This is a genomic window from Amphritea pacifica, from assembly GCF_016924145.1.
GTDB lineage: Bacteria > Pseudomonadota > Gammaproteobacteria > Pseudomonadales > Balneatricaceae > Amphritea > Amphritea pacifica.
Genome location: NZ_JAFFZO010000012.1, coordinates 1 through 16,055, shown reverse-complemented (window position 1 = coordinate 16,055; position 16,055 = coordinate 1). Strand labels below are relative to the sequence as shown.

Below are 16,055 nucleotides of genomic sequence, written 5' to 3'. Positions count from 1 at the left end.
AATCACGGCGCCGAAACCATTATCCCGGAGGTATACGGGTGGCATAAGGATTAAGACCAATTATCGCTATCCAGAAAAGCGACTAGCTGGTAGAATCGCGCCCCGAACCGTTTATAAAAGATGCCCTAAGGCACGCAGCAGTGCGGTTCATAACAGTTCTATCAATGACTACGGGTGAATAATCATGGCAAACCATGACAAAAACTTCCGTGACAGCTCAGGTCCAGTCTGGCTCCTGATCAACGCTGGCGCTCTGGCGTGGATCTGCATGCCTGCCATTATTGGCTGGAGCCATGTAGTACAGGCGATGTAATTCAAGCACTGTACTACGGTTGAAGCCGTTACGGTTAAACATAAAAAAGGCCTTCTTCTGAAGGCCTTTTTTATTGTCCGCGGGTGACCATCTGACTTACCGGGTAAGGGTTTCAACCCCCTCCGGCGTTGCCATCAGCACGACGTCGGCGCCGCGTCGGGCAAACAAACCGTTAGTGACAACACCAACGATATTATTAATTTCGGTTTCCAGCGCGTGCGGTTGTTCGATCTCCAGACCATGCAGATCGAGGATGATATTGCCGTTATCGGTCACAAATCCATCCCGGTAAACCGGCATACAGTCCAGTTGCACCAGCCTGCGTGCCACCTGTGACCGGGCCATCGGAATCACCTCCACCGGCAGCGGAAACGCCCCCAGCAGATCAACTTTCTTAGTCTCATCGACGATACAGACAAACTCTTTGGCCACCTCAGCAACAATTTTTTCCCGGGTCAGTGCGCCACCGCCGCCCTTAATCAGATTCAGTCGGCCATCGAACTCATCGGCGCCATCGACATACACCTCCATCTGATCAACCGAGTTCATATCATACACTTCAATACCGTGGCCTCTGAGACGTTCGGCAGTGGCCTCTGAACTGGCGACAGCCGCTTCAAACAGATGCTTAATCTTTGCCAGCTCATCGATAAAAAAGTTCGCCGTGGAACCCGTGCCAACACCCACGATTGAATCGCGGCTCAGTTTCGGCTGGATATAGGCCACTGCAGCCTGGGCGACTGCCAGCTTCATCTCATCCTGTGTCATATTTTGGGAAACCCCGTATAAGTGTCGTTAACTGGCGAGATTATACGCTGATTGATCGATATCTTATAGACGAAAACTCTCTCAGAGATTACCATTTAACGCTTTATTCACACTGCCTCCTACGCAGGACCGCAGCAACAGATTGAAAGCACCCCATGGCTCACCGATATATAAAGAAAATTCTTGATGCCCGCGTTTATGACGCAGCCATCGAAACGCCACTTGATGAAGCGACCAGTCTCAGCAGCCGTCTGGACAACCGGGTTTTGCTGAAACGGGAAGACCTGCAACCGGTATTCTCCTTCAAACTCCGGGGTGCCTACAATAAGATGGCTCAACTGACCGAGGAGGAGCGTAAACGGGGTGTTATCGCGGCATCGGCTGGCAACCATGCTCAGGGGCTGGCGATGTCCGCCAAAATCCTCGGGGTTAAAGCGACAATAGTGATGCCCAAAACCACCCCGGATATTAAAGTTAACAGTGTCCGGGCACGGGGCGGCAAGGTGGTTTTGCACGGCGAAACCTTCGATGAAGCCTCCCGCCACTCATTCAAGCTGGTTGAAGAGCAGGGCTTAACCTACGTTCACCCCTACGATGATATCGATGTGATCGCGGGACAGGGCACCATTGCGATGGAGCTGCTGCGTCAGGAAAGTGGCCCTATCGATGCGGTTTTCGTTCCGGTAGGCGGTGGCGGCCTGATCTCAGGTATCGCGGTCTATATCAAGTATTTACGGCCGGAAACAAAGGTGATCGGCGTTGAATCAGAAGATTCAGCCTGCCTTAAAGCCGCCCTGGAAGCGGGCGAGCGGGTGATTCTGCCCCAGGTCGGTATTTTTGCCGATGGTGTCGCAGTAGCCCAGATCGGCGAGAACACCTTCGAGCTGTGTCAGCAGTTTGTTGATGAAGTGATCACCGTCAACACCGATGAGATCTGCGCTGCTATCAAGGATATCTTCGAAGATACCCGTTCAATTACCGAACCTGCCGGTGCCCTTGCCGTTGCCGGTCTGAAGAAATATGTGGCCCGGGAAGCGGCCAAAAACCAGACCCTGATCGCCATTGACAGCGGTGCCAATGTCAACTTCGACCGCCTGCGCCATATTGCCGAACGCTCTGAGCTGGGGGAAAACCGGGAAGCGATTATCGCCGTTAAGATTCCGGAAAGACCCGGCAGTTTTAAAGCGTTCTGCAGCGCGCTGGGCAAACGCAACATCACCGAGTTTAACTACCGCTATGCTGATGATAATGATGCTCAGATCTTTGTCGGGGTCCAGTTACGGTCCGGCACCGATGCCCGGGCAGAGCTGCTCGCAGAGCTGAAATCCGAAGACTATAAAGTGATTGACCTGTCAGACAACGAGATGGCCAAGCTCCATGTTCGCTATATGGTGGGCGGTCATGCTCCTGACTCAGTTACCAATGAAATTCTCTACCGCTTTGAATTTCCTGAACGTCCCGGCGCACTGATGAACTTCCTGAAAAAGTTGGGGGGTCGCTGGAACATCTCCATGTTCCACTATCGTAACCATGGCGCCGCCTACGGCCGGGTGCTGGTCGGTTTGCAGGTACCAGAAGACGAGCGTCTGCAAGTGACTCAGTTTCTCGATGATATTGGTTACAACTACTGGGAAGAGACCGAAAACCCGGCATATAAACTATTTCTGGGCTGACACAACCTGCATAAAAAACGCACCTTCAACGGGTGCGTTTTTTGTCCGGATCTGCCTGCCAGTTTATTTACGGCATTTCTGGCGAGTGACTGAATTTATCGGTAAAAAATGCTTTCAGCACAAACAGTAAAATCGAAGTTGTTCCCCAGCTCAGGCCCACCACAACCCCAAAATCAATAATGCCTCGCCAGGGTTGCTGCAACAGATGCACCAGCTGTATCAGAGCAATGATCCCCAACAACAGGCAGTAGGTGATAATCATCCGCTTACGCCGGATATGAAAAAAACCCATACAAAACAGCGGAGCCAGGATCAGTCGCAGCGGCGTCACATGGTCCCGCAGGTAGAGTAGCCGCGCCGCCACTCTGGGCGAATAGGCACGCTGAAAGCCTTTGTATCCCTCAGCAAAGCCCATAAACAGTACACTAAACGCCAGTGCCGCCCAGTGGTACCAGTTCAGTGAATAGGTGAACGTATCCAGACCTATCGTACCGATGCGCACAATAGCATTGCCAAAGATAAAGGCGATGCCGATAAATCCCCAAACAACAGCGATATAACCCAACACAATAAATCCATCAGTGATTGATAAACAGGCCGGCAATTATAATGGATTTAAGATTTTCTGACGACATAAAAAAGGCCGCACATCGATGACGATGCACGGCCAGTAACAGCGGCTCATCCGGATTGGGAAGATAAACCGCCGACAGTTAACCGATACCAGGGTTCTTACTCAGAACCCATCGGATTAAAAGTTAATACCCCTTCAACTGATCAATGTACTCCGGCAGGAACAGAGAGATCTGCGGTATATAGGTAATCAGCATCAGGAACATCAGCAACAGACATAGCCATGGCAGACAGGCCTTGATAACCCAGATCATATTCTTGCCGGTTATGCCCGCCGTAACGAACAGATTGAGTCCCACCGGCGGCGTAAGCATACCGATCTCCATATTCACCACCATGATAATACCCAGATGGATCGGATCGATACCCAGCTTCATCGCAATTGGGAACAGGATGGGGGCCATAATCAGCAGGATCGCTGAAGGTTCCATGAAGTTACCCGCAATCAGCAGCAGAATATTCACCACTATCAGGAATCCCCAGGCAGGCAGCCCCCAATGAACGATGGTTTCAGCGATCTGATGAGGAATCCGTTCAGTGGTCAGTACGTGCGCAAACAGCATCGCGTTGGCGATGATGAAGAGCAGCATCAGAGACACTTTAGAGGCGTCCAGAATCACCTTACGCACTTCAGGATGACGAATCGATTTTGGAAGAGCCCAAAGCATCTGCAACAGGTTACGCGCGGCGGCTGCCGCTATCCCTTCACCCTCGTTGCGCCAGGCAATCCCTTTCATCGGACCGATATCCCGGTACCCCAGCACCGATACAATATACGCGTAGACTGCAGCCACCGCCGCCGCCTCGGTCGGACTGGCAATACCACCGTAGATAGACCCGAGTACGATAATGATCAGCATCAGACCACCAAGAGCGATCATAAACGACTTGCCCAGCTGGGCCACACCAGGGAACGGTTCAGCGGGAAGCTTCATGATCCGGGCCGCGATATAGATGGCAATCATCAGAATGCCTCCCATCATCAGACCAGGAATAAAGCCCGCCATAAACATCCGTGATGCCGACACCTCAGTGGCTGCGGCGTACACCAGCATAACGATTGAGGGTGGAATCAGAATACCCAGAGTACCGGCATTGGCAATAACCCCCGCCGCAAACGATTCCGGATAACCGGAACGCACCATACCTGCAATAACGATGGTACCAATCGCCGCAACCGTCGCAGGCGAGGACCCGGAAACCGCTGCAAACAGCATACAGGCCAGCACCGAAGCCATCGCCAGACCACCGCGGATATGCCCTACACTGTCGACAGCAAAGTTGATCAGTCGCTTCGCCACGCCCCCGGTTGAGAGAAAGGCGGAAGAGAGAATAAAAAACGGAATGGCCAGCAGCGTATAATGCTCTGACGTTGCTTCAAACAGCTTCAGAGAGACAGACGCCAATGAGTCGTGGGAGAACATCAGAATCGTTGCCACACTGGATAATCCCAGTGCAATAGCAATCGGCATGCCCATAAACATACAGGCAAACAGGATGATAAATAATGCTGCTGTAGTCATGACCGCCCCTCCTTATTGTTTGCATCTGGATCAGGCTGATCTTTTGACTCCAGCCCCTGAAGCTCTTTAGCAAGCTCCATACTTTCTTCCGCTTCATCGCTGAAGTGGAAACCATCAGCCTCTCGGGTGATCACTTTCCAGCCCAGCTGCAGAAAACGCACAATCAGCATAACAAAGCCGAACACCAGTATGCTCATCGCCAACCATTTGGGCACCGGCATATCTTCCAGCTCTATCCCGATCATCTTCATCTTGCTCAGATAGATCCAGGAACCATAGAGAAATAGTCCGCAATAGATCAGACACAGTACGATCGCCAGAAGCGTAAAAAAACGGTGCGCCTTGCTCGGCAGCAGCTTAACAAAGACATCGACACCGATATGCGCGCCAACCTTGACACCGTATGACGCACCATAAAGGACAAACCAGGCGGCCATCAGCAGGGTCAGCTCCTGAGCCCAGTGGATCCCGGAGTTAAATCCGAAGCGCATCACCACTTCGGCAAATACCAGCAGCGTCATCGCTACCAGCAGCAGGGAGAGGAATGCCTCTTCCAGTTGTGTCACCAGATTACGAACCATAACGGCCCCCTTAGAACCACAGAGCAACGTTCAGCGAACAGAGATCACTCTGCAGATCTTTTTATTGTGCGTGCACCACAGGACAGCCTTGCAGCAAATCAGCAAGACCCGCCGAGCCAACGTGACTCTCCTGTGTTGCCTCACAAGTGGTTTAGGGTGAAGAGGGGCTGCAGTGGGGCCTATACTCCCACTGCAGCAGTGTTGTGCCGGCCTCCGCAGAGGGAGACCGGACGCAGATCACTGGTTAGACGCTTCAGCCGCGTCAATCAGGTCCTGACCGATCGCACCAGCGAACTGCTTCCATACTGGTTTCATAGCAGTCACCCACTGGGCACGCTCTGCAGGTGTCATCTCGATCACTTCAGAACGTTTTGAATCGATGATCGCCTGCTTGTCGTCTTCGGCTTTCTGCGCTGCAATCTTATTGCCGTAGGCGATTGACTCATCCAGGGCTTTTTTCAGCTCAGCACGGACATCGTCATCCAGGCTGTTCCAGAACTCAGCAGAAGTCACGACCATGTAATCCAGTACACCGTGGTTTGACTCAGTGATGTAAGGCTGAACCTCATAGAACTTCTTAGAGTAGATGTTTGACCAGGTGTTTTCCTGACCATCAATCGCTTTGGTTTGCAACAGGGTGAATACCTCAGAGAACGGCTTCTTCAGCGGTACCGCATCAACCGCTTCAAACTGTGCCTGCAGCACATCAGACGTCATAATACGGAACTTCTTCCCGCTTACATCCGCAGGCACTTTGATCGGATTGCTGGCAGACAGCTGTTTCATACCGTTGTGCAGATAACCCAGACCTACCAGGCCTTTTGACTCAAGTGAAGTCAGCATCTCCTGACCGACCGGGCCGCTCTGGAAACGTTCTACCGCAGCCATATCCTTAAACAGGAACGGCAGATCGAACAGTTGCAGACTATCGGTATATTTCTGGAACTTAGACAGCGCTGGTGCAGCCATCTGAACATCGCCCAACAGCATCGCTTCGAGAACTTTGTTGTCTCCAAACAGCTGTGAACTTGGGAAAACCTTCACTTCCACTTTACCCGGCAGGCGCTCAGCCACCAGCTTCGCAAACTTAGTTGCCATCTGGCCTTTGGGAGTGTTTTCAGCCACTACATGTGAGAATTTAATTTCAATCGGGGCAGCCATTGCAGAGGTTGCACCAAGAGTCAGAGCCATTGCCGTAACGGCAGCAGAAAATAAACGCATATTGCTTCTCCAGTTTTGTAATTATTCAGGCGCTTTTTCGGGTCTAACAGCAGAACCCACGCTCAGTTATTCACTCAACCTTAATAAAAGCAATGTGCAGGCCAACTTTTTACTCGGGCATAAAATATTTTTTTATCTTTTATAAATCAGATGGTTAATAAAACCCCTTTCTCTGAAAGCGAAAGATTTCGTCATGACACATGGGTGAGAATCCACCCAAAACAACAGATCTTCACGGGTGAATTTCCATCCAACCTGTCACAAGCGAGTACAGATAAAAAGTCAAGACGCCAACCGCAGTTGTCGCAAAATAATACTCAAAATGCTGACATAGGCTGTCGCACCAACGGTAGCAGTTAGGGTATATTAAGTACGAATTCAGAGCCGAAAATCATGCGGATAATACAACATGGCGATCCAAACTAAAGTAAACCTAAGTCTGGCATTTGTTTTTTTAATCGTTCTTATAACCTCCGTCTCAGTCATCTATCGAAGTGAAACCAACCTGTCTTCTGATATTGCCCTGAAAAACACCCAGAATACCGCCGAAGCCTATTTTGACAGTATTAACATCATGATGTTGAGTGGCGCGATGGCTAACCGGCAGACCCTGCAGTCTAAGATTCTCGGCAACCCTGAACTCACCGAAGCGCGTATTATTCGTGGCGAGCCGGTTCGCTCAATGTACGGCGAAGGCACGCCGGACTCCCACATCCAGGATGACCTTGATAAACGGGCAATGAATGGTGAAACCATTGCGGTCGAGCTGGATGATGAAAAGGGCCACCGCATGACTGTTGTGCGACCAATGCACGCCAGCTCTGACTATAAAGGCACTAACTGCCTTCAGTGCCACCCGGTTGAAGAGGGCACTATCCTGGGTGCCGTGCGGGTTACCTACTCATTCGCCAATATTGATAAACATATCTTTGCCAACATTCGCAATATTGCGCTGGTCGAACTGGGCATGTTTATCATTGCACTCTTTCTGGTGGGCTGGATGATTCACCGCATTGTGCTAAAACCGATCAATACAATGAACGACACTATCCGCGAGATTGAACAGAATGCCGACCTGACCCAACAGCTGAAGATCGAATCCAATGACGAAATCGGACAGATGTCTGCATCGTTCAATAGCATGCTGAGAACCTTCCATGACAGCATCGATCACGTGGTGCAATCGATCGCCATGCTGGGACAGTGCAGCCAGCAAATTAAGGATGTCACCGAGCTGGCGAATATTGGTACAGCAAAGCAGATCAGCCGCGCCGAGGCGGTCACCAATGCGATGATCGCGATGGACGGTGCCACTCAGAACGTGTCCGCCACCGCAGATGTCACGATCAAAGCGTCTGACAAAGCATTGCAGGAAACCCGTAGTGGAGTGGATATCACCACCGGCACAGTGAAAAAGATCGAGGCACTGCAGCAACAGATCAAGCACGCCACCGATGTCATTGTTCAGCTGGAACAGCAAAGCTATAACATCGATGCGGTCCTCAGCGTTATTCAGGATATCGCCGAACAGACCAACCTGCTGGCACTCAACGCAGCCATTGAAGCAGCCCGTGCCGGAGAGCAGGGACGCGGCTTTGCCGTGGTTGCCGATGAAGTACGCACCCTGTCGCAGCGCACTCAGAATGCCACTGTTGAGATCAACGGCATTATAGGATCACTGCAGCAGAATGCCAAAGGGGCCGCCCAGGTGATGGGACAGGCAAGCGCAGCCACCGAATCGAATGTAAAAGAGATTCAGGAAACCTCCTCTGTCTTGTTCAACATTCAGAAAGAGATGGAGTCGATCGCAGAAACAAACCACAGCATCTCCGAGTCTGTTAAGCAGAGCAGTGCTGCCACACTGGAGATCGAAGGCGCCGTGAATGAGATCAATGAAGGCAGCGACCACGCTAAAGAACGGGTGGTTCGCCTGTCGGCTATCTCAGCCCAGATCAACAATCTGGCTGACGAACTGGAAAAGCGCGCCAGCCAGTTCAAACTCTGATTGGCACCTGTTTTTTTCATACAAAAACGGCGACCTTAAGGTCGCCGTTTTATCTTCCGTCAACACAGTGTCGCTACGCTCACATCACTACTTATAATCTTTTTTATCCAGACCGTATTTTTTCATTTTGTCATACAACGTTTTACGGGGTAGCCCCAACTTTTCCTGAGTCAGCTTCAGCGAACCACTGTTACGGGACAGCTCCTCTTCCAGCACCAGCTTTTCAAACTGTTCAACCTGCTCAGGCAACGTCATCTGCGCCGTCGTCACATGCTCCCCCGCAGCACCGACTTCAAACTGATAAGCAGGCCCCAGCAACACATAACGCTCGGCGATATTGCGTAACTCGCGGACATTACCCGGCCAGTGATGCGCCACCAATGCCCTGATGTTCTCTGCGCTCAACTGTGGCACCTCTTTCTGATACTGAGCAGATGCAATCAGGGCAAAGTGCTGAAACAGCATCGGAATATCTTCTCGCCGCTCCCGCAGCGGGGGGATCTCCAGACTGACAACATTGAGGCGGTAATACAGATCCTCGCGATAACCCCCCTGCTCACTCAGCTCTTTGAGATCAACCTTAGTGGCAGCAACTACCCGTATATCCAGGGGGATCAGCTCATTCGAACCCAGCCGCTCAATTGCCCGCTCTTCCAGCACCCGCAATAATTTGACCTGCAGGGAGAGCGGCATACTCTCAATCTCATCGAGAAACAGAGTACCTCCGTTAGCATGCTCAAACTTACCGATGCGCCGACTCTTCGCGTCGGTAAACGCCCCCCTCTCATGGCCGAACAGCTCACTCTCAATCAGATGTTCCGGCACCGCGCCGCAGTTAATGGCAACAAAATTCTTCTCCCGGCGGTTGCTGTGCTCATGGATATAGCGTGCCACCAGATCCTTACCCGAACCGGTTTCAGCCTGTATCAGAATATCGGCTGGAGTATCCGCAATATGCTGGATCATCGCCCTCAGCTGCTGGATGCGGGGAGAGTTGCCAATAATCCTTGGACCAATGCCACCCTGCGCTTCCAGCGCTTTACGCAGCGCCCGGTTTTCCAGTGTCAGACGACGTTTCTCTGCCGCTCGACGGACCACATCATTGAGCAGTTCAGAGGAGAAAGGCTTCTCGATAAAATCATAAGCACCATCCCGCATGGCACTGACCGCCATTGATATATCGCCATGACCGGTAATCAGAATCACCGGCAGGTCGTTATCAATGGTGATAATACGCTGCATCAGTTCAAGGCCATCAATCCCCGGCATATTGATATCACTGACCACCACTCCGGGCCAGTCCCGGTCCAGCAGGGTCAGCGCTTTCTCAGCGCTATCAGCGCAGACCACCTCATAGCCGGCCAGCTCCAGCGTTTGCGCCGCCGCCAGGCGGATATGTTTTTCATCATCGACCAGCAGGATCTGGTGTGGTGGCAACTGTTCAACCGAAGTTTCAAGATTCATCAGTGGCTCTTATCTTTGAAATGGGAATCGTCATTCTAACCCGACAACCGACGCTGGCGCATCTGCAGCGGGCAGGTTGATAGTAAACACCGCCCCCCCCATTGAGTGATTACTCACACTCAGCTCGCCATCCATCGACTCGATTATCCGATGAGAAATTGACAACCCCAGCCCCAGCCCCTGACCCGCTTTCTTCGTGGTATAAAAGGGCTCAAACACCTTTCCCAGTTCAGACTGAGGAATACCCGGACCATGATCCCGAAAACAGAGATTCAACCGGTCATGCTGACGCTGAATACTGATCTCAATCCATTTTTCAGTGCCGCCTTCCATCGCCTGCAGCGCATTACTGATAAGGTTAACCACCACCTGCTCCAGCCTCAGCATATCGCCGAGGACAAAGATCTGATCCAGCTTATCGGGCCATTCAATTTTCACATTTTCCCGATCAAGGCGGCCATACATAATAGACATGGCACCATCACGCACCGCTTTCAGGCTCACCAGCGTCGCCTGACCACTGGTTTTACGGGAAAACTCTTTCAGCGGCGCAATAATTTTAGCCATCCGCACCGTCAGCCCGCTGATCTCATGCAGATTACTGCTCACCTTCTCAACTTTTCCCAGTTTCAGAAAAGAGAGCGCATTATCCGCGTAACTACGAATCGCGGTCAGCGGCTGGTTCAGCTCATGGTTGATGCCCGCAGACATCTGCCCGATCACCGCCAGCTTTGCAGTCTGAATCAGTTCGTTCTGAGTATGCTTATGCTCCTCAACCTCCTGCAACAACCGTTCATTTGCCCGGGTCAGATCCTCAGTCCGTTCGGACACACGTTGTTCCAGTTGATCACGGGCTTCGCGCAGTTGCTCCTCATTCTCTTTACGCTCGGTAATATCATGAATCGTCACAACAAAGCGGTTGACACTACTGTCAGACATCCGGCCAATGATCAGCTCGACCGGAAACTGTGAGCCATCGGCCCGCACACTGCTGACCTCCACCATCAGTTCGTTGGGCTGACGGGCACCGCTCTCCTGAGAGATATGTTGCCAGCAAACCGCCCGATCCTGATAGCCGATCAGTTTGCTGAAATATTCACCGACGATCACATCGGAGCGATAGCCAAACAGTTTTTCCGCCGTTGGGTTAAATGATTCGATAAGGCCATGCGCATCCAGAGTGATCAGGCCCGCGTGAGTATTATCAATAATTGCCCGCACCCGGGCTTCACTGCGTTCCAGTGCCCGGGTTTGCTGCAATTTAAACCGGGCCCGCTCACGGGCAATTCGCCGCCGGGCCAGCAGCAGCAAAACCAGAAATACCAGCGCACTATAGATAAACCCGGCCAGCAGGGCATTACTCAGTACCCGTTTATCCACTGGCTTCAGATCCGCCAGGATTGACACGTTGAATCCCGCCTCGGGTACTGCGCGGGTCTGCTGCAGATACTGACGGGTCTCAATACCGTCCAGCGCACCATTGGCGATAGTGTCCCCCTCAATCAGAGTGACGAGTTCACTATCCTGAAACTTTTTTCGCTCAACGATCGACAGAGATGTCAGTTGATGATCACCATAACGCAGACTGGAGATAATTCTTTGCAGATCTTCCTGAGGTAAAGGCTTAAGGGTACGAAACTTCCACTCGGCCCGGGTGCTGATAAAGATAACGCCATCCTCATCGGTCACGAGAATATCCGTGAGCGGATCGTTCCAGTCGGTCTCTATATCATTCAGATCAATTTTTACCACAATGACACCCAGAATAGTGCCACGGTATTCAACCGGATATGAGAAAAAATAGCCACGTTTCTTGGAGGTTGTTCCCAAAGCAAAGTAACGCCCGCTTCGCCCCTCCATTGCATCCCGGAAATAGGGACGAAACGAGAAGTTCCGACCAACAAAGGTTTGCGGTTTAGACCAGTTACTGGCTGCCAGTGTATTGCCCTGAATATCCATCAGATAGGTATCTGAAGCACCGATGGTATCATTAACTTTTTCAAGATAGAGGTTAGCACCATGAATCCCTTCACTGCCGGGCAGCAGCAACAGGTTTACCAGTTCAGAGTGTGTGGACAGCAGTTTTGGCAGATCCTTATAGCGATCCAGTTCCTGCTGCAGACTGAGAATATAACGATTCAGATCGGCTGACGCGCTTCGCTGCAGATCATCTACCGCCCGCGCACGACTGATCGCTACGGTCTGATAGATCACCAGAATAAATATTACTGTCAATAACAGCGCCCACAACAGACGCAATCGTGTTCTTATCACTACAACCCCTGTAATTTAACTACAAAAAATGAATTTTAATTCGTAACAAAAAGATAAATAAACGTAAAATACGGTTTAAAAAAAGCCATCCTGTAATATAATTACAAATACTTATAGCGCCGGGTTACAGCTTGCTGACAAACAGCACAGCGTACACCCGGCCAGCCAGATGCTTGAAATACTATTAGCAGAGCTCTATCTTGCAATAGCGCCATATCTAAAGTCTAACAGGTAATAATCCACCGTCTACCGGATATCCTAATCATGCTAAAACGCACCAAAATTGTTGCTACTCTGGGCCCCTCAACCGATAAACCTGGCATCCTTAGCCAGATGATCCGCTCCGGCGTTAATGTTGTCCGTCTTAACTTCTCCCACGGCAGTGCGGATGATCATCGCCGCCGGGCGCGGGAAGTGCGTGAAATTTCAAATCAGCTGGCAATTCCCGTCGCGGTGCTGGGAGACCTGCAGGGTCCCAAAATTCGTATCGCCCGCTTCAAAGACGACCAGAAAATCAAACTCGCGGTGGGTGATCATTTTGCACTGGACTCCTCACTGGACTCCTACGCCGGAGACCAGACCCAGGTAGGTATCGACTACAAGGCACTGCCGGAAGACAGCCGCCCGGGGGATATCCTGCTGCTGGATGATGGCCGGGTGCAGTTTAAGGTGATCGATGTACAGGGTACACGGATCAATTGCGAAGTGATTATCGGCGGCCCCCTGTCAAACAACAAGGGAATCAACCGCCAGGGCGGAGGCCTCTCAGCCGCAGCACTGACCGAAAAGGATAAACAGGATATTCTGGTGGCGGCAGATATCGATATGGATTATGTCGCGGTATCCTTTCCCCGCAGCTCTGCCGACCTGCATGAGGCACGACAGCTACTCGATGCTGCTGGCAGCAGTGCAGAGATTATTGCCAAAGTTGAGCGGGCTGAAACAGTCAGCTCCGCAGAGGCGCTTGACGATATTATTCTGGCCTGCGATGGCGTCATGGTGGCGCGGGGCGACCTGGGGGTAGAGATCGGCGATGCAGAGCTGATCGGCGTCCAGAAACACCTCATCAACCGGGCCAGAGAGCTCAATCGGGTCGTCATTACCGCAACACAGATGATGGAGACGATGATTCAGAACCCGATGCCGACTCGGGCAGAGGTTTTCGATGTGGCCAACGCGATTCTCGATGGCACCGACGCCGTGATGTTGTCTGCCGAGACGGCGGCGGGAGACTATCCGGTCGAAGTTGTACAGGCAATGACCAAAATCTGTCAGGGTGCAGAAAAGCACCAGCTATCACGTCCGGCCCCCACCAGTATTACTCAGCAGTGCGAACACTTCGATGAAACTATCGCCCGCTCGGCGATGTATACCGCCAACCACCTGGTCGGTGTGAAAGCGATTATCTGCCTTACCGAATCCGGCTCGACACCCCGCTGGATGTCACGGATCCGTTCCGGGGTACCGATTTACGCTCTCACCCGCAGCGCAAAGGCGATGAGCCGAATGACACTGTTCCGTGGTGTTGAACCGATGCTGTTCGATGCCACCAGGATCGATAACGATGATCTGAACAGTCAGGTACTAGATCATCTCAAAGCCAAACAACTGCTCAACGGCGGGGATCTGGTGCTGCTCACCCGGGGCGCTGTGATTGGTAGCGGCAGCACCAACTCCATGCAGGTACTACAGGTTCCTTAGACCAGAGAGTAAACAGCTATACCAGGCCCGCTAACGACCATTAGCGGGCCTTTTTTACCCCAGAATGTCGCGTTCAGAATAACCGATTCTTTACGGGGTTATGTTTAGCCCATGCTGCGCTATAATAGCGCTCTTTTTCTCCGGTAAAGGTATCCTGATGTGTCTGAGGCACTGGAACAGAATCTGAAATTAATCACCGAAAAGGGTCAGATTCTGGCACTTGACGGCATCCTTCATGGCATTGAGAAGGAGGGGCTGCGCACTGATTCCAGGGGGGCGATCAGCCAGACGGGGCATCCGGTCTCACTCGGCTCAGCGCTCACCCATAGTCACATAACCACCGACTATTCCGAAGCACTGCTTGAGTTCATCACGCCGGCCTTCAGAGAATCTGCAGATGCGCTGCAGTTTTTGCAGCAGCTACACTGCTTTACCTATCAGCATCTGGGCGAGGAAGAGCTGTGGGGAGCCAGTATGCCCTGTCAGATTGAATCCGATGATGCGATTCAGATCGCCCGCTTCGGCAGCTCCAATGTTGGCCGCCTGAAATCGATCTACCGGGTTGGTCTGGAACACCGTTACGGCAAGATGATGCAGGCGATCGCCGGAATCCATTACAACTTTTCCCTGCCGGAAACACTCTGGCCAGTATTGCGCGAACTACAGCAAAGTCAGGAAGATCTGCAACAGTTTCGTTCTGCCGGTTATTTTAAGCTGATCCGGAACTTTCGGCGAGCCTCATGGCTGCTGCTCTATCTCTTTGGTGCATCACCGGCCCTGTCATCCAGCTTTATGCGTGGCCGCGAGCACGATCTGGAACAGTGGGATGAGAACACGCTCTACCGGCCCTACGCAACCTCTCTGCGGATGAGCGACCTGGGCTACTCAAATAAAGCCCAGTCTGGTCTGAATATCTGTTTTAACCACCTTAATTCCTATATTAAAACCCTGACCCAGGCAATCAATACGCCCTACCCGGCGTATGAGAAACTCGGGGTAAAGACCGATCAGGGCTATAAGCAGCTCAACAGCAACGTACTGCAGATTGAGAACGAATATTACAGCGATATCCGCCCTAAACGGGTTTGTCTGTCAGGAGAGAAGCCCGTTCATGCGCTACGGGAACGGGGCGTGGAATATATCGAAGTCCGCAATACCGATATCAACCCCCTGTTACCACTGGGTATCGATCAGCAGCAAGCTGATTTCATGGATGCCTTTCTGGTCACCTGTCTGCTATCCGACCCTACCGATGTCAACAGTCCTGAGTGCGAGCTGATAAACCGCAACAACAGTCTGGTAGTCAACCGGGGACGCGAACCAGGGCTGACACTGACCCGTGGCGATCAGCAGATCACAGTCCCCGAGTGGGGCCACCTGATTCTCAGTGATATCCTCAAAACAGCAACGGTTCTGGATCAGGTCGCGGGTGATAGCCGCTATTCGGACGCGGTATCCGCCCAGCAGGCCAAGCTGGACAACCCTGAACTGACACCGTCCGCCCAGATTCTGGACAGCATGAAAACATCGGGGTTGGGATATGAAGCATTTATCCTGCAGCAGAGTCGCAAACACCGGGATAGTATACTGAGCATGGGGCTGGCGATAGAACGGCAAGAGTATCTGGAAAAGCTGGCGATCAGCTCCTTCGAAGAGCAAAAGCAGATAGAACTGAGCGATCAGCTGGACTTTGACACCTATCTTGCGAACTACCTCGCACAATAAAGATCCGCTGTTGCACACACAAAAAAGCCCTGCAAATGCAGGGCTTTCAGGCTGTTGATAAAGTCCTCGTCAAATGACGAGGATTTTTTATAATAGGCTCATGCTAAGAGAACGCCCCCCAACCCAGTCCGCCCTTGAGTTTGTTTGCATCGATGAACTTGTTCCTCAAGACCA

The 16,055-nt window shown here is 51.8% G+C and carries 12 protein-coding genes; 5 read left to right on the top strand and 7 right to left on the bottom strand.

Annotated elements, in window-relative coordinates:
• The first annotated feature begins 184 nt into the window (after positions 1–184).
• Positions 185–313 carry a hypothetical protein gene (locus JW499_RS22650; protein WP_269814550.1) on the top strand — a complete coding sequence of 43 codons (129 nt, stop codon included), beginning with the start codon at positions 185–187 and terminating at the stop codon, positions 311–313.
• Positions 314–409: 96 nt separating this feature from the next.
• Here JW499_RS22650 and rpiA read toward each other — a convergent pair whose 3' ends face one another.
• Positions 410–1,081, bottom strand: a complete 672-nt coding sequence (gene rpiA, locus JW499_RS08170) for a ribose-5-phosphate isomerase RpiA (RefSeq protein WP_205210141.1) — start codon at positions 1,079–1,081, stop codon at positions 410–412.
• A 155-nt stretch (positions 1,082–1,236) separates the two neighbouring features.
• On the opposite strand from rpiA, the gene ilvA reads away from it, so the two are divergent.
• Positions 1,237–2,754: a threonine ammonia-lyase, biosynthetic gene (ilvA, locus tag JW499_RS08165; RefSeq protein WP_205210140.1), complete on the top strand. Its 1,518-nt coding sequence runs from the start codon at positions 1,237–1,239 to the stop codon at positions 2,752–2,754.
• A gap of 67 nt (positions 2,755–2,821) precedes the next feature.
• On the opposite strand, the gene JW499_RS08160 is transcribed toward ilvA, so the two are convergent.
• The 4 genes from JW499_RS08160 to JW499_RS08145 form a co-directional block, all read right to left on the bottom strand.
• A complete protein-coding gene (locus JW499_RS08160; RefSeq protein ID WP_091360488.1) occupies positions 2,822–3,322 on the bottom strand; it encodes a hypothetical protein in 501 nt (166 codons plus the stop codon).
• A gap of 190 nt (positions 3,323–3,512) precedes the next feature.
• The gene (locus tag JW499_RS08155) at positions 3,513–4,910 is read right to left on the bottom strand and encodes a TRAP transporter large permease (protein ID WP_205210139.1); all 1,398 of its coding nucleotides are present in this window, start codon (positions 4,908–4,910) and stop codon (positions 3,513–3,515) included.
• Entirely contained in the window at positions 4,907–5,491 is a 585-nt protein-coding gene (locus JW499_RS08150; protein ID WP_205210138.1) for a TRAP transporter small permease, read from the bottom strand. Before JW499_RS08150 ends, JW499_RS08155 begins: the two co-directional genes overlap by 4 nt.
• Positions 5,492–5,728: 237 nt before the next feature.
• Positions 5,729–6,712 (bottom strand): TRAP transporter substrate-binding protein, encoded by a 984-nt coding sequence (locus JW499_RS08145; RefSeq protein WP_091360296.1) that lies wholly within the window; start codon positions 6,710–6,712, stop codon positions 5,729–5,731.
• Between the two features lie 409 nt (positions 6,713–7,121).
• Between JW499_RS08145 and JW499_RS08140 the strand changes: the two genes are divergently transcribed.
• The gene (locus JW499_RS08140) at positions 7,122–8,717 is read left to right on the top strand and encodes a methyl-accepting chemotaxis protein (RefSeq protein WP_205210137.1); all 1,596 of its coding nucleotides are present in this window, start codon (positions 7,122–7,124) and stop codon (positions 8,715–8,717) included.
• A gap of 87 nt (positions 8,718–8,804) precedes the next feature.
• On the opposite strand, the gene JW499_RS08135 is transcribed toward JW499_RS08140, so the two are convergent.
• Both JW499_RS08135 and JW499_RS08130 read right to left on the bottom strand, forming a co-directional pair.
• Positions 8,805–10,181 carry a sigma-54-dependent transcriptional regulator gene (locus JW499_RS08135; RefSeq protein WP_205210136.1) on the bottom strand — a complete coding sequence of 459 codons (1,377 nt, stop codon included), beginning with the start codon at positions 10,179–10,181 and terminating at the stop codon, positions 8,805–8,807.
• A gap of 30 nt (positions 10,182–10,211) precedes the next feature.
• Positions 10,212–12,455, bottom strand: coding sequence for an ATP-binding protein (locus JW499_RS08130; RefSeq protein WP_205210135.1), 2,244 nt, complete (start codon positions 12,453–12,455; stop codon positions 10,212–10,214).
• Positions 12,456–12,719: 264 nt separating this feature from the next.
• Between JW499_RS08130 and pyk the strand changes: the two genes are divergently transcribed.
• Together pyk and gshA are read left to right on the top strand one after the other, a co-directional pair.
• Positions 12,720–14,156 carry a pyruvate kinase gene (gene pyk / locus JW499_RS08125; RefSeq protein ID WP_205210134.1) on the top strand — a complete coding sequence of 479 codons (1,437 nt, stop codon included), beginning with the start codon at positions 12,720–12,722 and terminating at the stop codon, positions 14,154–14,156.
• A 159-nt stretch (positions 14,157–14,315) separates the two neighbouring features.
• Positions 14,316–15,881, top strand: coding sequence for a glutamate--cysteine ligase (gene gshA / locus JW499_RS08120; RefSeq protein ID WP_205210133.1), 1,566 nt, complete (start codon positions 14,316–14,318; stop codon positions 15,879–15,881).
• The last annotated feature ends 174 nt before the right edge of the window (positions 15,882–16,055 follow it).